Below are 22,054 nucleotides of genomic sequence, written 5' to 3'. Positions count from 1 at the left end.
GTGCAGTTCTACTTTTATTTTCACTATATCTAGTATTATTACATAATTTACAGATTTTTTCAATGATTTTTTTATATAAAAATAGTGTAGTTTTTATTTTGTAATTTTCTTTAAATAGTTCCATAAAAAGTATACTACAATCCCTGGAGTTAATAAAATTAAAACTGCTAAAACTCCACTTATAACTACTGGGACTCCAAATCCAAAACTAAAAGTAAAAATTATTCCATTTATTAATTCTAATATGTTATATCCTGTTTCTGAAGTTTTTAAAAGATACAAAACTATTAATATATTTACCAAAATTGATATAAAAATCCTCATAATCCACCTCTTTTTTAACTATTTTAATATTATAACCCCTTTTGTAATACAATATTTTCAAGGGCTTTATTTCTTATTATATCACTTCACATTGCATTTTTTAACAACCTATATACTAATCAGGTAATTTTTAAAGATACCTCTTAAATTTAAAATTAGGAAGTCATTTTTATAGACTTTTGTTCTTAAAAATATGACTCTTAGTTTTAGTACTTATTTTACATAACTATTTGAATTATAGTATTTATTTTAACTATCAATATATATAGTTTTACCTTTTTGGAGTTTAGTAAAAATTTCTAAAATAAAAAAGAGAGTACACATGCGATATAGTTAAACTAAACCCAACTTACTCTCTTTAATGCTTAATATTGAAATTATAAATCACTTAATTCAAGTATATTTAAAAATAAAAAATGCACATGCGATATAGTCAAACTAAATCCAACTCTATTTTTATTAGTATCAATTAATTAAGCAATAGACTATATTTTAATCTAAAAGCCTAAAAAAAACAATATACTTTTTTTGAGAAAAAAAGTACGAAATAAAGAGTATTTCGAAACAAAAATTCACTAAAAGTTTAAATTTTATAGATTTTAAAACTTTTTTATAAAATCCACAGTCTAAATATTATAAATAAGTGTTAAAAAGTAGTAAATAATTTAATCCCCCCCAGATAAGAACCTCTTCCCCCCAGAGGTTCTTATTATTTTTTAGAATAATATAATTGATAAATTTAACTAAAGAAGGTATTATATTAAAGTAAATTAATCAAAAGGAGGAAATATGAGAAAATTAATAATGCACTACGATATGGACGGTCATTTTTCTTTTTAACACTTCCTTTTATTTACAAGTCTTATCAATGGTCTATTTTATTAATTGTTAGCTACTTGTTAGCTATGTCAAAAAAAGAGAGGATTCTCATAAAAGTACAAATCATAAAAAGCAAGTACTCTAAAAAAATTTAGAATGCTTGCTTTTGTTATATTTTTAATTAAATATCATTTTTAGAAATCCAGTTCCACAAATTTTCATCAAACCATCCATTATAATTTTCTCCAATTTTTAATAATAAAAATTGTGAAATATCTTCTTTTTTGGTAATTTTTTTTGCTTCTTCTATTATATTATTTGCTAATGTTGTAACATTTGGTTCATTAGACATAAACATTACATTTTCGTCTAGTATTGGTATGTATCTAGTTATTTCAAGATTTGATAAGATATAAACTATTTCTGAAAGCTTAAATTCTTTTGATGTTAACATATATAATTCATTTTTCATTTATTATCACCTTCACTATTTTTCAATTTTTTCTCTAAATGCTTCTCTTTTTAGTAAAAAAAGTATTTTTTCTTTAACTGATTCTGTTGGATTTATAAATTTTACCACTTGTAAAAATTTATCCTTACCTAGTTCTTTATATAATGGGACTATTTTATTCACTAATTCTTCAAAAGATAAATCTTCTTTCTTTTCTAAATCTATCTTTATCCTATTCCCTTTTTCTACTTCTTCTTTAATCGTTTCTACAAAATTAGGATTTATAAACTTAATATTTAGTTCTCTTTTTTCTACTTGCTCTAAGAGTTTTTCCTGTTGGTTTTGTTTTTTCTGTTCTGATGGTATACTTGGTTTTAAATTTGCTTTTCTTTTCTCCATTATCCTTATCTTCACCCTCTTTTATTTTAGAAGAATATTCAAGCTCTAAAATAATATATTTTAAAAAACTATATATCAAACCTGTTTGCAACTTTTCTTCTTTCTCTTCTTTAACTTCTTTTTCGTCTTTAAAATTTTCATTATTTTTTTGTGGTTGCTTTGATTTTTCTAATTTATTAATTTCTGAATATCCTCTAAATTTAAGATATACTTCTTTTTCGTTCTCTATTTTCTCGATAGTACGAAGCACATTAAACCCTTTTGCTAAATCCTTATAATTATATACTTCTTCTTTTATAGTTACAATAACATTAGTCGTTTCTAATTTTATTTCATCAATTTGATCTATTCTTAATGGATTTGATATTGTAAATTTTTTAAATAATATTTCATCTATTACATTTTCTTTTGAATATTCTGTAAATAAAACAATATTATTTCTATAGTTACTTTCTATTATTTTTGAACTTTCTATTTCTTTCATTCTTGTTGAGGTATACATTATCCCCTGTTTTTTTTTGTTTTTTAGCATTTGAGTTAAAATTTGAGGAAATATATATTCTTCATAAAATTTTATATTCTTTTGATTTTCATAAAGCTTTCTTTTTTCAAACCCACAAAATGATGCTAATATTAATAAATATATATCCCTTTTTAAATCTTTAGCTTTTATCTCATTTTGAAATAAGCTATCTGTTATTTCTATACTATTATTTTCTTGATTTTTTTCTAATCCAATATATTTTTCTTGATAAAATGGATTTGTTAAATCATAAACCATAAGAGGATTTTTTTCATTATAAAAATAATATGAAAATGCAATTTTTTTAATGTCCTCATCTTTACATTGTAATTCTTTACAAACATTATAAATTGAACATCCCAAATATAATAATGGGTATCCATTTATACTAAATCTTTGATTTCCTACTAAATATCTTTTATCAAATGGAATATGAAACATTTCTTTTATATTATAAATTGTTTCATTTCCAAGATTATCAACTGCCCATCTTCCTCTAAATAATAAATTATTTATTTCTGTTTCTCTATCTAAAATTTCACTTTCTTGTAAGATTCTTTCTAATTTATCTATTGCTTTAAATGGAACTCCTTTTATCCATTCCATATAAACTTCTATAAGTTCATCAAAAAAATCTTCAATTTCATTTAATGGTATTTTTTTCATTTCTTCTAAAAATTTTTCTTTATTTATCAATCCATGATCAGAACAAATATCCTTGTTTAAAGATTGTTTGAATCCTTTTAAAAAAACATTTTTATAATATTTTAATATGTCTTCGTGTCGATCTTTTGTTACTTGAGATAATTTTCTAAGTTTAGATTGATTATAGTCTCTAAAAAAACAATAAACACATTTCATTATAACTCCTAGTTTTTAATTTATTTAATTGTATAAATAATCCTACTTTATTTCTTTTACTTTGTCAACAAACTTATATCTTCTTAATAATTTATATAATCAATTTTTTAGACACTCTAACCCCTCCACTACTACTATTTCAACTTTTTTAAAACTAAATATTCACCTAACACTAACTCTATTTGGGTATATCCTAACTCAAGCCAAATAGCCGAGATTACATGTGAAGCACTATTAGAAAAATATGCTTGATACTTATATGCTGATTTAGGTAACTCTTTTTCCAATAAATCTTCCAGTTGGGAATATGTTATTTTTACAAGAACATCAACTTGGTTATTTAAAAATTCTATTAATCTTTTATAGTTATATTTTGACATTTATTTCCCCTACAAAATAAATTAAGCTACATTTTTACTTTTAAGACACTTCAATACACTATTTGGTATTGAATAATCATAACTTATAGATAGAATCTCTTTAAAATAAATATAATCCGTTATACGTTGAAGATTGTATATACACTCCTTATATTTATCTACAAATGTACTCTCTTCTTCCATTACATCTATAGTTTTCAATATCAGATTCATTACTTTTAATACTTTAGCTATACTTTGTAAAAAATCATAATCTACTTTTCTTATTTCTAAATATTTTAAAGAGTTATCCTCTCTATTTTTTAGTGTGACTAATACCATCTTTTCATTATCTGTAAATTCAATATCTAACTCTTGACTCTTTACAATTATCTCTTTAATAAAGTTTTTTGTATCTTCTACTTTATATGGATAATCTTCTGTTAAATCCGTAGTTACATATTCAACTTCTATTTCCTTTTGAATTACCCATCTAAAAAAATTAGCTGACATTACTTCTAATATATTTTTATTCAAAACTTCATGATTAAAGTCATATGCCATTTCTTTTGCTAGTTTCTCTGATAGCTCTAAATATCTTTCAAATCCAACCTCTTTATGAAAGGCTACATCCTCTTTTAAATACTCCTCTAACTTAGTTATAGATACAACTAACGAATCAAAGGCTAAATATCTAAATTTTCTTGCGTTATAATGTTCAACTCCTTTATATATTTTACTTAACATCTCTTTGTCTAATTTTCTTCTAGTTGAATCATCTAGAGAGTTAAGATAAAAAGTGTATAAATCATCTACATTTTTCTTTTTATTCTTATCTACTTTTACCTTTAACTTTCTTGCCATAATTTCCATCCTCATATTTTTTATTTTTCTTTTTATATAATACCATGACTTTAACTAAAAATAAAAGGAGCTATAATAGCTCCCATAAATACTTTTTAATTATTTACAACAACACTCTACGAAATCTCTTCCTAGTAAAGTCAATTCTATTCTATACCTTTCTAATTTTAATATTTCATTAGGATTCTCTACTTCAATCACTTTATATCTTAAATTATTTTTAAATTTATTATAATCATAATTTGCTTGTATTATATCGCTCCTCTTTTGTAACAATCCTAACCTTACTAAATTTTCAATTGAAATTTGATATCTCTCTGTATCGTTAATTCCAAATTTTGAATTCTCTTCTAAAAAATCAATAAAATATGTATAGTACGGAGTTACCCGTCCTTTAGAATCAAATCCTTTAAATATAGCTAAAGGATAACAACTCATGAAAGATTTTGAAAAAGTATTTAATATTTTAGACTCCAATGGTGATAATTGTTTGATTATATCCACAAAGGATGGATGAATAATATTTTGTTTTTCCTCATTCGATGCATTTGCAAGTAAATTTGAAAATAACTCTCTATAATACTTTTTATCAAAATAATAAAAACTTGCATCAAAAACTGGACCTGCTATATTTATATCCGGATCAGTTTTTTTGTTAATTTTACTTTTCTTAACTTTAGTCTGTTCTAAAAATTCCTTCATTTTTTCTTCATAAATTGCTACTCTTCCTTCCCCCCAAAATGCCATTCCAATAGTCAGTCCTTTTATCATTATACCAAAATTTTCACCAAAAGCATCTGCTCCCGGTCCTAACATTCTCTTGAGTAATTCAAATCCAACTTTATCAATCATAAATCCTCCTTCTTAACATCTGCTACTCTTATCTAAAGACTAGTCAAATTATTTTTAATTAGTTAATACTTACTCTACTTAATATTAATCATTTAGATCAACTCCTTTTATGATATACTCACAATATATTTTTTATCAAATCTTTTCTTTTGTTTGATTACTAAATTAAATTCCCCATTACCATCACCCGTAGTTCCTTTTTCTTCAAGTAAATATGCATAGGCATTTTCTAACACATGTAGTTCTGTATAACCATTTTTAATAAGTTCCAATATTGCTGTTCTTTCTGGAACTTTAAAGAAAGCTTCCATCCAATATTTTAATTTTATTAGATTTCTTGAATTCAATTTAGTTACGTTATCGTTTAAAGTCTCTGGAGATAAATTTAAACCAGAATATGTAGTAGTCACTAACTTCCTTACATCGTCATAATAATTTTGTGGAATTTTACTCCAAGAACTATCAAACTCTGTGTTACCAAGTAAAAAATCACTATTCTTTTTTTCTGTGTCTTTTACTTCTGATATAATTTTTCCTTTTATAATATATGATACATTAACTGGAACATTACATTCAGCTTTACTATCTATAGGGTCATATTTTATCGTATATGAAGAAATTTCATCACTAGATATTAGTATATCTTCTTTTTCTATTGCTGACAACTCTTTTAACTCTACTCCAATATCTCCATTTAAAATATATAATCTTGCTTTCATAATCTGTTATCTCCTTAATTTTAGCATAAATGATGGATTGTTACAGTTGCATTTCCCTCTTTAATTGTATATTTATCTTCTTCTTTTGGTTGTACTTTAGCAACTGGCTCCTCTTCTTTTGGTTCAGGTTTCTCTATTTTTATAAGTTGTGTAGGTTCTCCACCTTGTATCCCTGCTAAATTATCCACATTTGACAAATGACCGATTGTATAAACCGCTATTTCTGGAAAATTTTTTTCTTTTTCTTCTTTTGAGTATTCCCTATAATTAATATATTCTTCAACACATGGTTTTAAAGATTCAATAGCTGATGTTACATATTTAACGTTTGCTTCACTAATGATTGATATTTTAGGACCAAAAAGTTTCGCCCTACTACAAGTCATATGAAACTTATCAAAGGGTTTAACTTGTTCAGTTTTATTGCTTGTTCCTTTAACAAATATATCCAAATATTTATCAGTACCTTTTCTTTTGGAATCGGTTTTTTTAACATAGTTATATAAAGTTTTTACTAAATTCTTAGTAAAGATTATATTATATTTTCCTGCTTGAATCATACCGTTAGAATCCATATATAATAAGAAGTCATTAACACCGTGGTAAGGAAAAACTTTGACCTCTGGAGATTTAATTCCATTAAACTTAATATCAACTAAATTTAGTTTACACATTTCAGATATTACTCTTTTCATTGTATCATTAGTTGATTCATTTGAAGCTTCAGTTCCCGTTAAAACCTCAATACAACGTCCTTCTCTTGTTTGAATATTAGCTGTCCAATCTAAAGCGTTAAAATAATTTGTTATATTTTCAGAAGCTTTATTTAGAGAACTTTGTATTTTGAAAACACTTTTAAAATACCAATAAATGTCTAAAGAAATTGATTTAATTTTAGAGTTTAAATCAACTTCATAAAATGGATTTCTTTGAATTCCATTATTAATTATATTATATAATTTTATTTTATCCTCTTCTTCTGTTTTTAACATAATATTCTCATCTTTTGTAATAAATTCACTTACAATTTTTTGAGCAGTTTCTGTAATATGAAGATGATTCGATAATTTTTTTAAATAACTCATAGTGTTTTCATTTGCTTCTAATGCAGTTATTTTAAAAATATTTCGGTATTTTCCAACTCCTAATGCATTCCATGTAATCGTTTTATGTTTTTTATCACTAGAAATAAAAGCATATTGAGCAAGACATCCACCTAAACTATGTCCTGTTAAATGTATATTATTATCTGCAACATTTGGATAAAGTGATTTTATATATTCTAAAAAAAGATGTGTGCTAACTAATTGAGAGTGATTATTATTTAAAAATCCAATTTCTAAATCAGTTAAAAAATCTTTTATTGTTATTTCTGTACCACGATAAGCAATAACAATATCATCATCTTTCATAAAAGCACACGCAAAAAATCCATCATCCTCAACATCATCTAAGTTATATTTATCTTTGTATAATTTTGTTTTATCAGCACTGTATATAAATTGCCATCCATCAAAATTATATAAAGGTTTTATTTTAGTTTGCTTTTTATTTTTTTCATCTATAACGGACTCAGTTTCTATTCCAAAAACTCCCAAAAGTCTTTTGTCTTCTTCTTGATACATAGGAATCCCATTAGGAGAATTTATAGGTTCTAAATTGTTTATTTTTATTTCATTCCAAATATCATCACTATTTAAAAAACTCATAAATTTTTTATCCTTGTAAGATTCAATAGTTTTGAAATCAATATTATTTAAATTATTCCAATTCAAATATGATAATTGTGAAAAGAAAGCAAATTCAATATCTTTAATCATTTTTTTTCATCTCCTTTGGAAGTATAACATTAACTTTTTTATAATCATTTCGTTTGTATGTAATTTCAAATTTTATTCTAGGAAGCGTGTAGTTTCTAAACGGAGCTACAAAATAATTTGTTAAATATCCAATTTCAACGACATTTAAATTCCCATTTTCCTTATATTTTTTTAATAATTCTATTACTTTAGGTTCGTTTCTAAAAATATAAAATATATTAGAGTCTATTTTTTCATAAGTTAAATATTTTCTATCTCTTAAATTCATATAAAGTATTGCGTCAATATGATAAGTTTTATATAAAGTTTGATGAAGATCAAAAAGTTTCTTTTTATATTCATCAATATCCACTTTTGTAATATCATCAACAAATACATCTATATATCCTGTCATATTGGCTATTTGATCTGTTTCTTTTCCTATATTATTTTCTACAAATTCTGTTTGAGCTTTTAAATCCCAAATCATAGGAAAGTCCACATAGACTATAATATCATTACCAAATATTTTTTTAGCATTCTCCTTCATTGGAGCTGTTGCTAAAGGATAAGCTAATGCTCCTTCATATTGTCTTTTAAATGATTCTTTATATTTCCACAGTTCGTCCATATCTTCCAAAGCAACTTGAATACCACTAAAAGATTCAGCTTGTTTTAACTTATCACTATATACAATACCCCTATATCGTATATTTGTACTTAAACTTCTATCTCTATCTAATCCTCTAATAAAATAAAAGTTATCATCTGGGATTTCTTTTCGTATTACATTCAATACTTTTCTATTATTGAGAGGTTTTTGAATAAATGAAAAAACTATTCCAAAAAGAGCAGTTCCAATTATTCCTATCAAAATTTTTCTATTCTTTGTCATAAATACCCCTTTCAATTCTTTAATTACTAAAAAAATAACAGAGTTCTAGCTCTGTTACTCTTTTAGTATTTAGTTATTCAAATGAATATAAAATTAGATTGTCCTTTATATTAACTCATTTTTCATTAAATCTGCAATAAAAAAATAGTTGATACATCACATACCAACTATTTCTATAAATATATTATTTTGCTACTTTTTCAGCTAAACTTTTCCCAACTCTAAATTTAACTACTTTCTTCTCTGGTACTTTTATTTCTTCTCCTGTTTGTGGATTTCTACAAGTTCTTGCTGATTGAGTTGTAGTTTCAAATTTTCCAAATCCTAATACCGATAAATCGTCACCTTTTACTAAAACCTCTTCTATAGTTGAAAAGAATCCATTTACTAATCTCTCAGCTTCCTTCTTTCCTGTTATTTCCATTTTCTCTTGATATAAAGCTATAAACTCTTGTTTAGTCATAGTTATCTCCCCTTTATTAGTTAGTTTAACATTTTTACTAGAGTATAGTTCATAACTTTAGTTTTTTCAAGAGATTCTATAAATTATAAATTTCCATCAAAAATAAAATAACATACTTTTCATTATTTTAACCTTGACAAATATATTTTTATTACCTATACTTTGTATAGGTAATAACTTAATAAGATACAGTATAATTTATACATATATCATAACATCTTGAAGTCTTGGTTTTTCTTATTCTCTTATTTGACAATTCTAAATGTGTTTCTTAATTACAAAATGTTGTTGTTAAAATCTAATGCTTTTTCAATTGAATTTTATATTTTAAATATACTGGCTAGTTGTTAAAATAATGCCTCTAGAATTGATTTAAAGTGGGTTTAAATCGACTTCATGGACTTTATTGGTAAAATATCCATAGGTGCTTATTTTTGGCTTTTAAATAGAGATTTGAATGTTTTTCTATTCTTGTATTATTTCATTAAGATTTTATTATAATACCGTGATTTACTAAAAGAGTGTGTTATTACGTTTGGTACTCCATAACACTATACGTAAATCACTATTATGTAATACTAAGGTATTAACATAATTATTATAAGTAAAATATACTATATCTATATTATTATATATATTATATTAATACTAGTTCCAATCCCCTTCGGGAATTGTCACTAGATTATATATAATTATCTCAAATTAAAAAATCTTGAACTTTAATTTAGTTTATTAAGATATATAATAATAATCGTAATTGCTATATCGCCACTGCGTTTTAGTACTACGTGTCTCTAGCAATTCCTTTATTGCTGTACTAAGGTATCAGCAATAATTATTATTAATATTAACTATGATTTGTATGTTTAGTTATAATTATATGTACACTGATTTATAGTGAGTTGATTTTAAAACTTTTAAAAATATTTTTTACTTTTACCACTTTGGCTGTTATACAAGGTTTTAGAGGGGTTTATCAAGGTTTATTAATTTTATATCAAAATTCCATTTTTGAAAACTGCTCACTTGATGAGCGGTTTTTTTATTTTGTTAAAAAACCATAACAATACTTTGAATACAAAATAATCGGAGGTTTTTATGGATACAATAAGCATCAAAATTAAATCAGAAGCAAAATTTACAGACAAGGAGATTAAATCAATTGAGCGACATAAATTTTTAAAAGTGACTAGAGCTAAAAGGGATTCGGATAATGCTATTATCCTTAAAATTTCATACCCTAAATTTATGGATGACAGTAATGCTTACTTAGTTATGGATAGTAACATTCCACATGAGTGCAATTATAAAATTTATAGAATTTTAAACAAACTTAGACCAAAGGAGGATTTAGAAATTAGAATTTTAAGAGTTGATATTCCATTCACATATTATATGCCTAAAAATATGAAGTTCTCAGGGTACAAGCATATTTTTTATAAAATGGCTCAAATTTTTGCTAAAAATAATGAGAGCTTTTTAGTTAAATCTATTAATGAATTTACAGAAGATAAAATAGAAACTTTAACTTTTGCTAACTCTACTACTTTAAAAAATTGCAATAGCAAGATTGTTATTTATAATCAAGACAAGAGGTTTAAGGATTCTCATAACTACAACTATAAATCTATACTTAAAAACCACCCTGATTTACCTAGAAGAATTAGAATAGAGGTATCAAAGCGAATTAAACGAGCCCCTATGACTTTGGATGAATTTATTGACTTTGATATTTTTAATGAATATAAGGATGATTATTTAAATTACCTATTTAAAAATTTATTTGATGCTAAACTTTCTGAAAGAGGAAATTTAGAGTTTGGTGATTTATTGACGGATATTCAAATAAATGAATCTAAAATATGGCTTAAACATTTAAAGAACTATAAAAATAAAAGATTATTAATAGCTGAAAAATATAATTGTAAATTTACTTTAAAAAGCTTAAAAATAGCTCTCAAGAAATTTTATTCAAAATCTTCTTCTTATGACACAGCTTTTCAAAGAATAAAAGAGTATGTTAAAGAACGACACATGGAGTTTTATGGATGTCATATTGATGCTGACAAAGAATTTATTAAAATGGCAAAGAGCTTAGTTGAATATTATAAGTTTGAATAGAATCTACTATTAAAATACCCTATAAAGCCATTTAAAGTACCCTACAATCGACGTTCTAGTATTATGTAGTGAATATACCATAACTAGAGACTTTAAATGGATTTAAACAAAAAAGAGAAGTTTTTAAGGACTTCTCTTTTAAACTCTTATTAATCTTGTTGATTCATCGCTCCACAAACTAAAGCTATTACTACTGCTAGTATTAGTACTACTAAAATTTGCCACCAATTAAAACGTACAAGTATTCCTAATCCAAAGAATGTTCCCAAAAACACTGCTCCTGCATGAATTCCCACACTCCAAAATATTTTCGTTTTTATCAGTTCAGATGTTTTATTATAATAAACTGTATCTGGTGAACATGTTCTCCTAATAACTTCAGCTATGTTTCCCATAGCTACATTTATTAATAAAATAGTTATAGCTATATATATTGCCATCCCTGTAGTTGAAATATCGTTTTGTACAAAAGCTAAAACAGCACCAATTAAAGATAATACAAATATCCAGATTCCCATTTTATTTTCCTCCTAATTTTTTCAATCTATCGTAAAATTCATCAATGTTAGTTTTAGCTGAATCAAAATCGTCTCCAGATGCTTTTATAATTTGATTTTGCCCTACAATAGCATACCACTTTCCATATGTAGGAGATGATATAACTGGATCTAGCATTATTAATTTATAGTTTTTATCAAAAGACTCTTCTTTTAGATGCGTAAAGAAATCGTCTTTTAGAAAGCTATTTAAATCTTTTTCATACGATTTTTTATTTTTATAAATAACGTAGTGTAAAACTTTGTCATTTACTACAAACTTCATTTTTAAAGAGTTTTCATTCTCTTCTGTTGAAATAGCTTTATAACCTAATTCACCTTTTTTTAGTTTAGTTATCATCTGATCTAAATTATCCTCTTTGGAAAAAAGGTTACTCATTTTTTCTTTCAAACTTTCCATTTGTTTTTCAGACAAAAGACCAACTCTTTTTTTAGCTTGTCCTTCACTGTAAGATAGTGTGGATATTATAACTAGAACACATACTATTATTCTTTTCATAATTTAGTCTCCTTCCTAATATTTTACCTCAGATATAAGCTCTCCATTTTCAAAAATACCTTCACTTATAATTTTTCCTTTGGGGTTATAAATTTTCATTCTTCCATTAAGTTTTCCGTTTTCATATTTAGCTTTAGATTTAACTTGTCCATTTTCATAATATGAAATATCATCCCCATCTAATTCTCCATTTGTAAATTGCATTTTACCTTCTAATTTTCCACTTTCATAGTATGTTTTAGTTATTCCCTCTTGTTTATTTTTCTTAACCTCTATTTCAAATTTTAAATTACCATTTGTATAATACACTTTTATAATTCCATCTTTTTCACCATTTTTAAACTCTTCCATTTTTACTATTTTACCATCTGGAGATTTTATTACTGCTTTTCCTGTAAACTTTTGTCCATTTGAATAATAGATTCCATTACTTTCTTTCAAAGTTGAAAACTCAATCTCTTCTCCATAAATTGCCATAGATAGCATTACTAATAATAGTACAATCGCTTTTCTCATTTTTTCTCCTCCTCTTATTCAGCCATCAGCATATTATTTAATTGATTGTAATTTTTCAACTCTTTATCTGATATTGCTTTTCCTGTTTTCCCATTAAATGTTTTTATACTATCTGAATATAACTTAATATAATCTCCATCTTGCTCAGTTGATATTTTAACTACTGCTTTTTCTGTTTTAGCCTTAATTATCTTACCTTTTTTTGTCTCTCCTTCAACTTCCCATTTTATATCATTACTTCCTATAACTACTGGTACAACACTTGCATTTGATGCTAACTCTTGAATTTTTCCTTCCATACCTTTTAATAGAAAAATATATGCTCCTGTTCCATCAAATACTGCTAGCCCCTTATCAATTCGGACTTTGTCTCCATTTAAGCCTTGAAACTCTGCTCCTGTTAATTTTTCTCTCACAATATTTTCTACTATTACACCATTGTCAAAAGATAGTTGTTTTACAGTTTCAATATAATCTGAATCTGAACCTCCAGTACATCCTGTTAAAAGACCTACACAAATACTTAATGCTACTAACATTTTTTTCATTTTAAATCCCTCCATATTTTTTTAAGATATAACTCTTATTTGACCTACATAATAACTTTGCTCTTCAATATCAATTTTTAGATAGTTGTTTTCTTGGCAACGATATATTTTAGTTATCCTTCCTTCAATTACTCCATGATGAGTATCAATTTTTAAAACCCTATACTCTTTTAAAGATGAGTATAAAAATATTATTTTTTCTCTAAAAAGATAAATCTCTCTTAAAAATGCTACTAAGACTGAGTATGTTGAAAATATCTCCCTTATTATCTCTGAGTCATTCGCTTCAGGTAACTCTTTTAGCAAATCTGTATAATATCTTTGATTCGCTTTATTCAAGGTAAATTGTAAATACTCCTTATTTTCAAACATCATGTCGTCTTGGTATCTTGATCTAAATTTTAAAGAGAATTTTAAAAATATCTCATTGCATAGTTTTTCCTTTGTAATTCCAAAGAATTCACAATCTCTTTCCAAAGTTTCCAATATAAAAGTTGGAACTAGTACTCGTATTTTTTTCTTCAATTCCAACCTCCCAAATGTATTTTGTAAATCCCTTTATTATATAACGTTATCTAAACTTTTTAAATACATATGATTTTTCTATATTTGGTTATATAAATAGAAACTTTTTTTGTATTTTTATTTCTACTTTTAAAAAATAAAAATGGATAGTCTTTAACACTACCCATTGATTTATATACGATTATTCTATCCATGCTTCTGCATCACTAGCTATCTCTTTAGTTTCATATAGATTTTCTAGGAAACTTTCAGCTCTTTTTTTACTATTGAACTCTCCAAAACTATACTCTTCTCCTTTTATCGTAACTATAATTTCATACATTTATGCTACCTCTTTCTTGTAATCATAGTCATGAATTACTTCTCCATCTAATATATAATATCTGCCATATAAATTAAATCCACACTCCTCATAGTATAGCCAGATGTCATTTGCTTTTTCTCCTATTATCTCTTTACAAATATGTATAAATCCTTCAAATAGCTTTAGCGATATTGGACTCCAAGCAGTATTAAATAATAACTCCTCTTTTGTTATTCCTGAAAATAAAGAGTTCCACTTAGTTCCCCAGTTATTTATACACCAGTCATACCATAGTATTAACTTTTCTCCTGTATAGCTTCTTAGTTCCTCATGTGAATATTTTTCATCTACATAACGGTCTATATTTACTAGCTTTCCTTTAATTTTTACTTTCAGAATCTCATTTCCAATAATGCTATCCAATAGCTTTTGTTCTAGCTTATCTGGGTTCTCATAATAATATTTACTGAAAGCTTCTAAAGTATTAGCCTTAAAAGCTCTTAAGAGCATATTTTTAGGTCTTTTCATAACTTTATTGAAATCAAAATATCCATCTCCAAATTCATCTTTAGACATAACTCTCTCTTTTATTTTCTCTAACTCCTCTTGTGTTACATTTAGCTTTATTCTATTAAAACAGTAATTAGGCATTGGCTATCCTCTCCTTTATCTCATTTATTATGTATTGCTGTACATTGAATTCATTTAGTAGCTCTTCTAGTTCCTTTATATCTTTAGCTTCTTTTCTCCCCAAGCTATAATATTTACCACAAATCCATCCCTCGTAATGTCTACTTGGATATCTTTAGTGCCAAGGCATGTGATACTTTCTGCTGATATAACTTTATTCATAATTTTCTCTCCTCTTAGTATTCAATAAGTCCATTTTCATAGAAGCTAAAGTGATCTCCTTCTCCTAATATAATGTGATCTAAAAGCTTAATATCTAGTACATCCAATAGATCTTTTAACTCTTGTGTTAATACAATATCTTTCTTACTTGGTGTTAAACTACCGCTTGGATGATTATGAGCGAATATAATGCCCTTAGTTGGGTATTTTAAGGCTCTTTCGATAATCAATCTAGGATAGACTACACTTCTATCTACAGTGCCTCTAAATAGTGTTTCCTCCCATAATAAACGATTAGAGGAGCTAAGGTATATAACCTTGAACTCCTCTGTACTTTTAAAACCTATGTCACTTCTTAAATAATTAAGAAGTTCTGTTTTGCCCTTTACTGTTGTGAGATCTTTCTTTCCTATATTTCCTTTGCTTATTGTAAGCATTAATTCTTTGAACTGTTCTAGCTCTTCACTTATCTCATAACTCTTTATTTTTGTTACCACTTCATCTATATCTTTACACTTTAAAAACCTTAGTATTTTCTTCATAATCCCTCCATTTTATACAGCACTTGTGGGTTTAATACCCTAGCCATTTCTTGCCCTCACAAGCTTTTCTATTAAACTCATTCCATATTTTTTCATCTATAAATTCAAAATGAATAGTTCCTTTCTTGAATATCTTAAATTTAAAGAACTCCGATTCATTCCATTTACCAAATTCAACACCTTTTTTAACTACTTCATCAATTGTAGCTACTCTAGAGATATTCTTTCCTATTAGGTTACATAACACCTTTTCTAAGTCTCTAACCTTATCTCTTTTGATATAGCTTAAATCGCTTATTATATCCTTGTGTATACCAAATCTAAAGCTATTTAGCATATCTGGTAGTATAAATTTCTTTCCAACATACCACCTTTCATTTGTCTTCCACCCTTCTATATGAACTCTATTATCAGGATAATACATAGTTAAGTAATCAAAGCTCTCCTCAATACAATTCTGGAATATTTGTGCAGAATTCTGTATTAGAATTTCTAGCAGCTTATTAACATTATCTACAGTAAATGGCATAACACTGTATTCCTTCTTGCTATCAAAGAAGTCTTTTTTAACATTAGAAGTCATTCGCTCTTCTAATTGAGTCTTATTAAAAACTAACTGCCAGAATCCAACTCTTATTTTTTCAAGCACATCTTCATACTCTCTTCTCTATAGCAATAGGTAAAGTTCTGATATTATCTCGGCTTTTTCCCCTGCTCCACACCGTACGTGAGACTTTCACCTCATACGGCGTTCCATCAATAATAATCTATTTATCTTAGTTTAAAACGAAATTTTCTGCTTTTATACGATAGTATTTTATTTTTTCCGTTAGATTTAGTATTAGTTCCTCAGACTTTATCTTTTCACTTTTAGAATCATCTATGTTGTAAAATATTATTTCTTTTGCCAATAGTTTTATATACTTTAGGAATGTCTCTTTCTTGGTACAGTGGATAACCTTGTGTGCATAACTATGTATGAAAGCTAGGTTCTTATATTCATCTCCACCTCCTAGATATCTAGGTGTTAGGTGGTGAGTTTCCATGTAACCAAGTTTTAAAGGTATTTGAGATATTCTACATAATCCACCTTGTCCTGAGTATAGTGATAGTCTATTATCGTTGTATTCATTGGTTTGACCTTGTATGGGGTTGGCTAATAAATTACGTAATATTCTTATATCTACTGTAAATAGGTTCGTATGGATTTTAGCCCTTCCACCTATTGTATAATCACAAATATCTTGTGAGAAGTTCATTGGCGGTCTAGTTTTGATTCCTGCTATAGGAAATAGGGCTGTACCTGATATATATTGGGTTTTGAAATTATATTCTCCATAGTATCTCATAAATGTTTCGGATTTAGTTCCTTGATAGGAGCATAAATTCTTTAGTCGGTTGTGCAAAGATTTAGAGAGTGAGTATCCAATTTTTGAGAAATCAAGGCTTATAAGAGTGGCGGAATTGTAATAATTCTGTTTCCCTAGTACCATTGCGTTCCACCTATTAATATTCTTAACAGTAGGATTTTTCTTTATTCTCTTTACCTGTTCTTTTAGGTCTTTAATTGTTTTCTCTTTAGCTTTATCACTCATATGTGATGTTACTACTCTCTTGTTGTTCTTTTTTCTAGTTTTGATTTTGAATCCTAGAAACTCTGAATATCCGTTATTTAGGCATACTATCTTTGACTTTTCTTCGCTAATATCAAGATACAGTCTTTCTTTTAACCATTGTTTTACAGCTATGAATATTCTTTTAGCATCTCTTTTACTTCTACACATTATTTTAAAGTCGTCCGCATATCTCACAATGTAGATTTCCTTTAATTTGGTTTGTTTTAACATTTGTAGTCTATTTCGTGCAAGTTTGTATTTATATACCGACGTCTTGGTTTCCCATTGTGAAGATATCCACCAGTCTAATTCGTTGAGAACTATATTTGATAGGAGTGGACTTAATATCCCACCTTGTGGTGTTCCTTTACTGGGTATTCCTTCATTCTCTATGGGAGCTTTTAACATCTTTTTGATTACACATAGTAGGTTTTTATCTTTTATTCCCATAGACCACACTTGTTTTAGTAGTTTAGGGTGGTGTACATTATCAAAAAATCCTTTTATGTCTATGTCTACGCAATAGTTCAATTTATTACGTTGAGCAAGGAAGTACATTCTAGATATTGCATGTTTCGCACCTCTATTTGGTCTAAATCCATAACTGTGATTATAGAATTTGGCTTCACAAATAGGTTCTATTACTTGTTTTATACATTGTTGTAGTAATCTATCCTCAATGGTAGGTATGCCAAGCGGTCTAGTTTTTCCAGTATCTCCTTTAGGAATATGTACCCTTCTTACTTCGTGTGGTTCATAGTTTTTAAGCCTTGCTTGAATGTATCTAACATAATCCTCTGCTTTCATATCCATTATATCTACTATGGTCTTATCATTGGTTCCACCAGTACGGCTTCCACCATTAGCTTTAATGTTTCTGTAGGCTAGTTTTATGTTATTTTCATTCGAGATAATTTCCATAAGTTTCGTAAAAGATTTGCCATTTACACTTTGTTTGTAAAGTTTGTCAAAGATTTTTTGCATATCGTAATATTCATTATTTCTAAGGTTCTGTTTCTTTCGTATTTCCGCAGTATTCGTCAGTTTTCCTCCTGGTTAGGGTACTTACTTCTCTTAGTCTTACACGCAACCGAATATCATTTCGTTAATTAGATTTTAATATTATTATTGACTTGGGGCTATCCCTCCACCACTTATTATCATGGTTTCATAGGTACTGTGCCCCTACTTTCACAAGATTAAAGCAATTTCGTATCCTCGGGATACTTATATGCACCAACCGTTCTAACCAATTTCTGCTAGTTGTATCTTGCTTACAACGTTCCGTTAATCCTATCGTTAATATTACTTAGGTGGTTACTATGAGCCTGTAACCTTGATATCCCCTGTTAGGATATATGGAGTTTCATAGCACCGATTCTTACTAATCCACAGTCACACCGCTTTTTTACGGCACATACATTTCTGTATGTTCTCGTCTAGACCCTTACATTCGCAACTTTGTCATTCCCTTTTGTTTTTAGGGAAATTCTCACCATATAATATTGACTCCCGACCTGTCACCACTTGACTACCTCTAGTTCACATTTCCATCACATTCCTTTAGGGATATGTGTAGGGTGGCTCTCAGCCGACTTCACCGAGCTTCATACCTCAAGATAGGTTAGTATCTTGATGCATGTCGGAGTATCAGAGGAAACCTTTCAAGGCGTTACCCTATCATTCGATTTCTCGGATTAACAGTTCTCCATTAGTTTATGCAACTAATGTGTTATAGCTTTTCACTACAAAACGTTTCGCACGAATACTAGAGTTATTCTTTAACAAACTTTCTATTACATATTTATCTAGAATTCCATCTAGAAAATACTCTAATTTATTCTTTAAAGTCAGATACTCCCCAATAATCTCTTTTACAGCATTGTACTTATCCTCTAAGTTTTGTAGTATATCTACTTTAGCTAATTGGTTTATATTTAAATCCTCTAAGTTAATCTCTTCTTTTCCGAACTCTTCAAAATTAAATTGAAACTTTTTTCTTTTAGATCTGTTTTGAACTTTAATTAAAACAACTTCTACATTAGTTTTTCTTTCAGCATCTTTAAAGCAGTCTCCAAGATACTCGATTTCTGCTCCATTAGCATTTAATATATCCACCATTAATTTTCGCTCTTTTGTACAAGGATTTCTTATACTCTCAGCATTTAAAAGACATCTAATATGTGTTTTTTCTTCTGATATTTCCCATGCTTTAAGAAAGTGCTTTACTCCTTCATCAAAAGGTGGATTCATTAAAACCAAATCAAACAAATGATCTGGTTTATACTTTAAAAAGTCATCACCTAATATTGTGTATTCCTTTTCCCTTAAAATGCTCTGTAACTCTAGATTCTTTTCAATACAATAGATATTTGTATACTTCTCTTTTATTACACTTAAAAGGTCTCCCTTTCCCGCACTTGGCTCTAATATATTCATTCCTCTCAAATTTAATCCATCTATCATCTTTAGTGCCACATCATATGGCGTTGGGTAAAAATTCTTATCAAACATTATTTGTCCTCCTCAATCTCTATGTAAAAAGAGTTTCTCTTATCTTCATACTTTTTCATCTCATACAAAAACTCATCACAAGCTTTTTGATAGTTAGTTTCGAGTATTAAAAATATCTCTTGTGCTAATCCATACTCTGGGTCTGTCTCTAAATATTCTCTGCAACATCTATACTTATTTGTAGGTGGATTTAATGCTAATACCTCATATGTTCTTAAAGGTGGCTTGTATAGTCTTGCTCTTATTTTTTTCTTAGTTGTAGTTATTCTCATAGCTATTTTCTTTTCAATAGCAAATCCTCTTTGCTCTGTATCTCCTTCAAGTAAAAAATCCCTCTTATACACTTCTAAGGCTTTTTTAAACGAATCGAACTCTTGAATTGTGTACTCTGACATCTTGAATTTCTTAGTACCTTTGGGTTTAATTGCTACTGCTCTATGTAAATAATATTTCATAATTTCCTCCTAAATGAAAAGAGGTTGTTTTTAAGACAACCCCTCATTATTATTGATAATATACATTTTTAGTTGATTTTATCTATTCTACTATTAAACATGAAATTCTCTAGCTCTTGGTTATATTCTGTAGTTCCAATTTCATATTCAAAATTTTCCATATATTCACTTTCTGCTTTTTGAAACTCTTCCATCGCTTCATCAAATGTTTGAAAACATCCTCTAAACTCTAATTGATATGTTCCGTTATACGTATTTACGTTATACAAAATTCCCTCCTCTTACCTAATCTGTAGTGAATATTTATTTTCTAGATGTACTCCCTTTATATTTTTACCTTGCTTTAATATCTCTGATAGCAACCTTTTATCTGGTACTAACTCAATCTTCTTTTGAATATATTTTTTAGGTATAAGATCTAAATTATCTATTGCAACTGAAACACTTTTTCTAAGTCCTAGATTTCCTAGTTCAGTTTCAATCTTATTTTTATCTAAGTTTAAAAGTATATCTGTAAGATACTTCTTTAAGCTATTAACCTTTTTCTCTTTTTGTTTTCTAAGTTTTTCAAGTCTATCTTCCTCTTGTGATAAAACTTCAACTTCTAAAGAAACATTCCTAATGTATTTTATGATATTGCTACTTTTACTCTGTAGCTCCTCTTTTAGGAATTCCATTACAAACTCATAGTTTTCTTTATCTCCTTCATTTTGCTCTGACTCTAGAAAAATATCCAGAGTATCTATCATCCCATTCATTATTTCATATGCCTTCATTAATTTTTCCTCCTTAAAATAAAAATCTCTGGAACACTGTCCAGAGATTGCTTTCTATTTTTTATTTATTACACCACTTAAAGCACCCAAAGCTGTTCCTACAACAATTAAAATTCCACCAATTAACTCCAACACTTATGCAACCTCCTTGAAATTTAATAAATATTTACATGCGTTTATAATTCTTGTATCTTTGCTATTTGTAGTTAAATATGTTAAATAATCTTTATTCTCTTTGAAAATCTCTCCTAAAGTTTTGCCTTTGTATTTTCCAAAAGTAAGCTCAATATTTTTAGCTCTATCTTTTTTTGATTCTTCAACCGAACTATCTTTCTGTTGCTTATTTAATTTAGGGGTCTCTTTAAAGATATAGCTTTTACCTCTTTGCTCTATTGGTAACCATTGTCCTTCAACTTCATAAAGATACCTTCCAATACCCCATACAGAAGCAACTCTTTTAAAAGCACAAGATATTCCACCTTTTATTGCTTCATAGTCAGTAACTCCTGATCCATCTTCTTTAGCAATCCATTCATTATTAATTTTAAGTTCTAGTTTAGCTATAAAGCCACCATTAATCTCTTTATATGAAACTTTCCAATTTTCTATACCCACAACCTCATCTAGTCTATTTTGAATAGCTCTTGCCTGTATGTACGCTAGTGCTAATCCTTTAGTTTTATCTGAATTAGTAGCACCAACTCTAAATTCTAGTTCATCCTCTGAAAATGGTTTTTCTAATTTTTCTTTTAAACTCATTGTTATATCCTCCATTCAAAAAATTAAAAAATCCCAAGCTTTGTGTCTTGGGATTTTATTTCTATACAAGTTATAATATATAATTATTAATTAAAATATATTCCAACTACTGGGTCTAATTAAATATTTGTGTAAACCTTCA

28 protein-coding genes are annotated in these 22,054 nt (G+C 27.4%); 1 reads left to right on the top strand and 27 read right to left on the bottom strand.

Features of this window, described 5'->3' with window-relative positions:
- Positions 1 to 93 precede the first annotated feature (93 nt).
- From HMPREF0202_RS13375 to HMPREF0202_RS13325, 11 genes are all read right to left on the bottom strand, one after another.
- Positions 94 to 324, bottom strand: coding sequence for a hypothetical protein (locus tag HMPREF0202_RS13375; protein WP_023051256.1), 231 nt, complete (start codon positions 322 to 324; stop codon positions 94 to 96).
- A gap of 1,000 nt (positions 325 to 1,324) precedes the next feature.
- Positions 1,325 to 1,615, bottom strand: a complete 291-nt coding sequence (locus tag HMPREF0202_RS13370) for a hypothetical protein (RefSeq protein WP_023051255.1) — start codon at positions 1,613 to 1,615, stop codon at positions 1,325 to 1,327.
- 15 nt (positions 1,616 to 1,630) lie between these two features.
- Positions 1,631 to 1,993 carry a hypothetical protein gene (locus HMPREF0202_RS13365; protein ID WP_040407609.1) on the bottom strand — a complete coding sequence of 121 codons (363 nt, stop codon included), beginning with the start codon at positions 1,991 to 1,993 and terminating at the stop codon, positions 1,631 to 1,633.
- The gene (locus HMPREF0202_RS13360; protein WP_023051254.1) at positions 1,884 to 3,377 is read right to left on the bottom strand and encodes a hypothetical protein; all 1,494 of its coding nucleotides are present in this window, start codon (positions 3,375 to 3,377) and stop codon (positions 1,884 to 1,886) included. The genes HMPREF0202_RS13365 and HMPREF0202_RS13360 overlap by 110 nt, the downstream gene beginning before the upstream one ends.
- 134 nt (positions 3,378 to 3,511) lie before the next feature.
- Positions 3,512 to 3,757 carry a DUF7662 domain-containing protein gene (locus tag HMPREF0202_RS13355; RefSeq protein WP_023051253.1) on the bottom strand — a complete coding sequence of 82 codons (246 nt, stop codon included), beginning with the start codon at positions 3,755 to 3,757 and terminating at the stop codon, positions 3,512 to 3,514.
- Positions 3,758 to 3,778: 21 nt separating this feature from the next.
- Positions 3,779 to 4,600, bottom strand: a complete 822-nt coding sequence (locus tag HMPREF0202_RS13350) for a hypothetical protein (RefSeq protein ID WP_040407607.1) — start codon at positions 4,598 to 4,600, stop codon at positions 3,779 to 3,781.
- A 99-nt stretch (positions 4,601 to 4,699) separates the two neighbouring features.
- The gene (locus HMPREF0202_RS13345) at positions 4,700 to 5,452 is read right to left on the bottom strand and encodes a DUF4393 domain-containing protein (protein WP_023051251.1); all 753 of its coding nucleotides are present in this window, start codon (positions 5,450 to 5,452) and stop codon (positions 4,700 to 4,702) included.
- 107 nt (positions 5,453 to 5,559) lie between these two features.
- Positions 5,560 to 6,171, bottom strand: a complete 612-nt coding sequence (locus tag HMPREF0202_RS13340) for a hypothetical protein (RefSeq protein ID WP_023051250.1) — start codon at positions 6,169 to 6,171, stop codon at positions 5,560 to 5,562.
- Between the two features lie 20 nt (positions 6,172 to 6,191).
- Positions 6,192 to 7,991 (bottom strand): Mbeg1-like protein, encoded by a 1,800-nt coding sequence (locus HMPREF0202_RS13335; protein WP_023051249.1) that lies wholly within the window; start codon positions 7,989 to 7,991, stop codon positions 6,192 to 6,194.
- Entirely contained in the window at positions 7,984 to 8,865 is an 882-nt protein-coding gene (locus tag HMPREF0202_RS13330; RefSeq protein ID WP_023051248.1) for a hypothetical protein, read from the bottom strand. The genes HMPREF0202_RS13335 and HMPREF0202_RS13330 overlap by 8 nt, the downstream gene beginning before the upstream one ends.
- Positions 8,866 to 9,049: 184 nt before the next feature.
- A complete protein-coding gene (locus tag HMPREF0202_RS13325; protein ID WP_023051247.1) occupies positions 9,050 to 9,328 on the bottom strand; it encodes an HU family DNA-binding protein in 279 nt (92 codons plus the stop codon).
- Positions 9,329 to 10,426: 1,098 nt separating this feature from the next.
- On the opposite strand from HMPREF0202_RS13325, the gene HMPREF0202_RS13320 reads away from it, so the two are divergent.
- On the top strand, positions 10,427 to 11,449 hold the full coding sequence (locus HMPREF0202_RS13320; protein WP_023051245.1) for a hypothetical protein: 1,023 nt from the start codon (positions 10,427 to 10,429) through the stop codon (positions 11,447 to 11,449).
- Between the two features lie 149 nt (positions 11,450 to 11,598).
- Here HMPREF0202_RS13320 and HMPREF0202_RS13315 read toward each other — a convergent pair whose 3' ends face one another.
- The 16 genes from HMPREF0202_RS13315 to HMPREF0202_RS13250 form a co-directional block, all read right to left on the bottom strand.
- Positions 11,599 to 11,967, bottom strand: coding sequence for a hypothetical protein (locus tag HMPREF0202_RS13315; RefSeq protein WP_023051244.1), 369 nt, complete (start codon positions 11,965 to 11,967; stop codon positions 11,599 to 11,601).
- Position 11,968: 1 nt separating this feature from the next.
- Positions 11,969 to 12,505: a hypothetical protein gene (locus tag HMPREF0202_RS13310; RefSeq protein WP_023051243.1), complete on the bottom strand. Its 537-nt coding sequence runs from the start codon at positions 12,503 to 12,505 to the stop codon at positions 11,969 to 11,971.
- Between the two features lie 15 nt (positions 12,506 to 12,520).
- Positions 12,521 to 13,021, bottom strand: a complete 501-nt coding sequence (locus HMPREF0202_RS14890; RefSeq protein ID WP_023051242.1) for a toxin-antitoxin system YwqK family antitoxin — start codon at positions 13,019 to 13,021, stop codon at positions 12,521 to 12,523.
- A gap of 14 nt (positions 13,022 to 13,035) precedes the next feature.
- Positions 13,036 to 13,569, bottom strand: a complete 534-nt coding sequence (locus HMPREF0202_RS13300) for a hypothetical protein (protein ID WP_040407605.1) — start codon at positions 13,567 to 13,569, stop codon at positions 13,036 to 13,038.
- A 21-nt stretch (positions 13,570 to 13,590) separates the two neighbouring features.
- The gene (locus tag HMPREF0202_RS13295) at positions 13,591 to 14,094 is read right to left on the bottom strand and encodes a hypothetical protein (protein WP_040407603.1); all 504 of its coding nucleotides are present in this window, start codon (positions 14,092 to 14,094) and stop codon (positions 13,591 to 13,593) included.
- 181 nt (positions 14,095 to 14,275) lie between these two features.
- Positions 14,276 to 14,416, bottom strand: coding sequence for a hypothetical protein (locus HMPREF0202_RS15160; RefSeq protein WP_023051239.1), 141 nt, complete (start codon positions 14,414 to 14,416; stop codon positions 14,276 to 14,278).
- Positions 14,417 to 15,049 carry a hypothetical protein gene (locus HMPREF0202_RS13290; protein ID WP_023051238.1) on the bottom strand — a complete coding sequence of 211 codons (633 nt, stop codon included), beginning with the start codon at positions 15,047 to 15,049 and terminating at the stop codon, positions 14,417 to 14,419. It lies immediately after the preceding gene.
- A 75-nt stretch (positions 15,050 to 15,124) separates the two neighbouring features.
- Positions 15,125 to 15,250 carry a hypothetical protein gene (locus HMPREF0202_RS15665; RefSeq protein WP_023051237.1) on the bottom strand — a complete coding sequence of 42 codons (126 nt, stop codon included), beginning with the start codon at positions 15,248 to 15,250 and terminating at the stop codon, positions 15,125 to 15,127.
- A gap of 14 nt (positions 15,251 to 15,264) precedes the next feature.
- Entirely contained in the window at positions 15,265 to 15,792 is a 528-nt protein-coding gene (locus tag HMPREF0202_RS13285; protein WP_023051236.1) for a JAB domain-containing protein, read from the bottom strand.
- Positions 15,793 to 15,823: 31 nt separating this feature from the next.
- Positions 15,824 to 16,441: a DUF4942 domain-containing protein gene (locus HMPREF0202_RS13280; RefSeq protein ID WP_023051235.1), complete on the bottom strand. Its 618-nt coding sequence runs from the start codon at positions 16,439 to 16,441 to the stop codon at positions 15,824 to 15,826.
- A gap of 127 nt (positions 16,442 to 16,568) precedes the next feature.
- On the bottom strand, positions 16,569 to 18,329 hold the full coding sequence (gene ltrA, locus HMPREF0202_RS13275; RefSeq protein ID WP_211231181.1) for a group II intron reverse transcriptase/maturase: 1,761 nt from the start codon (positions 18,327 to 18,329) through the stop codon (positions 16,569 to 16,571).
- Between the two features lie 795 nt (positions 18,330 to 19,124).
- Positions 19,125 to 19,922, bottom strand: a complete 798-nt coding sequence (locus HMPREF0202_RS13270; RefSeq protein WP_023051233.1) for an SAM-dependent methyltransferase — start codon at positions 19,920 to 19,922, stop codon at positions 19,125 to 19,127.
- A complete protein-coding gene (locus HMPREF0202_RS13265; RefSeq protein ID WP_023051232.1) occupies positions 19,922 to 20,377 on the bottom strand; it encodes a hypothetical protein in 456 nt (151 codons plus the stop codon). Before HMPREF0202_RS13265 ends, HMPREF0202_RS13270 begins: the two co-directional genes overlap by 1 nt.
- Before the next feature lie 68 nt (positions 20,378 to 20,445).
- The gene (locus HMPREF0202_RS13260; protein ID WP_023051231.1) at positions 20,446 to 20,646 is read right to left on the bottom strand and encodes a hypothetical protein; all 201 of its coding nucleotides are present in this window, start codon (positions 20,644 to 20,646) and stop codon (positions 20,446 to 20,448) included.
- Positions 20,647 to 20,658: 12 nt separating this feature from the next.
- On the bottom strand, positions 20,659 to 21,153 hold the full coding sequence (locus HMPREF0202_RS13255; protein ID WP_023051230.1) for a siphovirus Gp157 family protein: 495 nt from the start codon (positions 21,151 to 21,153) through the stop codon (positions 20,659 to 20,661).
- 135 nt (positions 21,154 to 21,288) lie between these two features.
- Positions 21,289 to 21,912, bottom strand: coding sequence for a Rad52/Rad22 family DNA repair protein (locus HMPREF0202_RS13250; RefSeq protein ID WP_040407600.1), 624 nt, complete (start codon positions 21,910 to 21,912; stop codon positions 21,289 to 21,291).
- Positions 21,913 to 22,054: the final 142 nt, after the last annotated feature.

The sequence above is a fragment of the Cetobacterium somerae ATCC BAA-474 genome (genome assembly GCF_000479045.1).
GTDB lineage: Bacteria > Fusobacteriota > Fusobacteriia > Fusobacteriales > Fusobacteriaceae > Cetobacterium_A > Cetobacterium_A somerae.
Note: the sequence above shows the minus strand (reverse complement) of the source record. Positions and strands in the feature narration are given on the sequence as shown.

Coding starts and splice junctions, on each gene's coding strand:
- HMPREF0202_RS13270 (WP_023051233.1), bottom strand. CDS start 19,922: ATGTTTGATAAGAATTTTTACCCAACGCCATATGATGTGGCACTAAAG.
- HMPREF0202_RS13265 (WP_023051232.1), bottom strand. CDS start 20,377: ATGAAATATTATTTACATAGAGCAGTAGCAATTAAACCCAAAGGTACT.
- HMPREF0202_RS13340 (WP_023051250.1), bottom strand. CDS start 6,171: ATGAAAGCAAGATTATATATTTTAAATGGAGATATTGGAGTAGAGTTA.
- HMPREF0202_RS13370 (WP_023051255.1), bottom strand. CDS start 1,615: ATGAAAAATGAATTATATATGTTAACATCAAAAGAATTTAAGCTTTCA.
- HMPREF0202_RS13375 (WP_023051256.1), bottom strand. CDS start 324: ATGAGGATTTTTATATCAATTTTGGTAAATATATTAATAGTTTTGTAT.
- HMPREF0202_RS13350 (WP_040407607.1), bottom strand. CDS start 4,600: ATGGCAAGAAAGTTAAAGGTAAAAGTAGATAAGAATAAAAAGAAAAAT.
- ltrA (WP_211231181.1), bottom strand. CDS start 18,329: ATGGAAATTATCTCGAATGAAAATAACATAAAACTAGCCTACAGAAAC.
- HMPREF0202_RS13290 (WP_023051238.1), bottom strand. CDS start 15,049: ATGCCTAATTACTGTTTTAATAGAATAAAGCTAAATGTAACACAAGAG.
- HMPREF0202_RS13300 (WP_040407605.1), bottom strand. CDS start 13,569: ATGAAAAAAATGTTAGTAGCATTAAGTATTTGTGTAGGTCTTTTAACA.
- HMPREF0202_RS13315 (WP_023051244.1), bottom strand. CDS start 11,967: ATGGGAATCTGGATATTTGTATTATCTTTAATTGGTGCTGTTTTAGCT.
- HMPREF0202_RS13250 (WP_040407600.1), bottom strand. CDS start 21,912: ATGAGTTTAAAAGAAAAATTAGAAAAACCATTTTCAGAGGATGAACTA.
- HMPREF0202_RS13285 (WP_023051236.1), bottom strand. CDS start 15,792: ATGAAGAAAATACTAAGGTTTTTAAAGTGTAAAGATATAGATGAAGTG.
- HMPREF0202_RS13325 (WP_023051247.1), bottom strand. CDS start 9,328: ATGACTAAACAAGAGTTTATAGCTTTATATCAAGAGAAAATGGAAATA.
- HMPREF0202_RS13335 (WP_023051249.1), bottom strand. CDS start 7,991: ATGATTAAAGATATTGAATTTGCTTTCTTTTCACAATTATCATATTTG.
- HMPREF0202_RS13330 (WP_023051248.1), bottom strand. CDS start 8,865: ATGACAAAGAATAGAAAAATTTTGATAGGAATAATTGGAACTGCTCTT.
- HMPREF0202_RS13255 (WP_023051230.1), bottom strand. CDS start 21,153: ATGAAGGCATATGAAATAATGAATGGGATGATAGATACTCTGGATATT.
- HMPREF0202_RS13355 (WP_023051253.1), bottom strand. CDS start 3,757: ATGTCAAAATATAACTATAAAAGATTAATAGAATTTTTAAATAACCAA.
- HMPREF0202_RS15160 (WP_023051239.1), bottom strand. CDS start 14,416: ATGTATGAAATTATAGTTACGATAAAAGGAGAAGAGTATAGTTTTGGA.
- HMPREF0202_RS15665 (WP_023051237.1), bottom strand. CDS start 15,250: ATGAATAAAGTTATATCAGCAGAAAGTATCACATGCCTTGGCACTAAA.
- HMPREF0202_RS13320 (WP_023051245.1), top strand. CDS start 10,427: ATGGATACAATAAGCATCAAAATTAAATCAGAAGCAAAATTTACAGAC.
- HMPREF0202_RS14890 (WP_023051242.1), bottom strand. CDS start 13,021: ATGAGAAAAGCGATTGTACTATTATTAGTAATGCTATCTATGGCAATT.
- HMPREF0202_RS13365 (WP_040407609.1), bottom strand. CDS start 1,993: ATGGAGAAAAGAAAAGCAAATTTAAAACCAAGTATACCATCAGAACAG.
- HMPREF0202_RS13310 (WP_023051243.1), bottom strand. CDS start 12,505: ATGAAAAGAATAATAGTATGTGTTCTAGTTATAATATCCACACTATCT.
- HMPREF0202_RS13345 (WP_023051251.1), bottom strand. CDS start 5,452: ATGATTGATAAAGTTGGATTTGAATTACTCAAGAGAATGTTAGGACCG.
- HMPREF0202_RS13360 (WP_023051254.1), bottom strand. CDS start 3,377: ATGAAATGTGTTTATTGTTTTTTTAGAGACTATAATCAATCTAAACTT.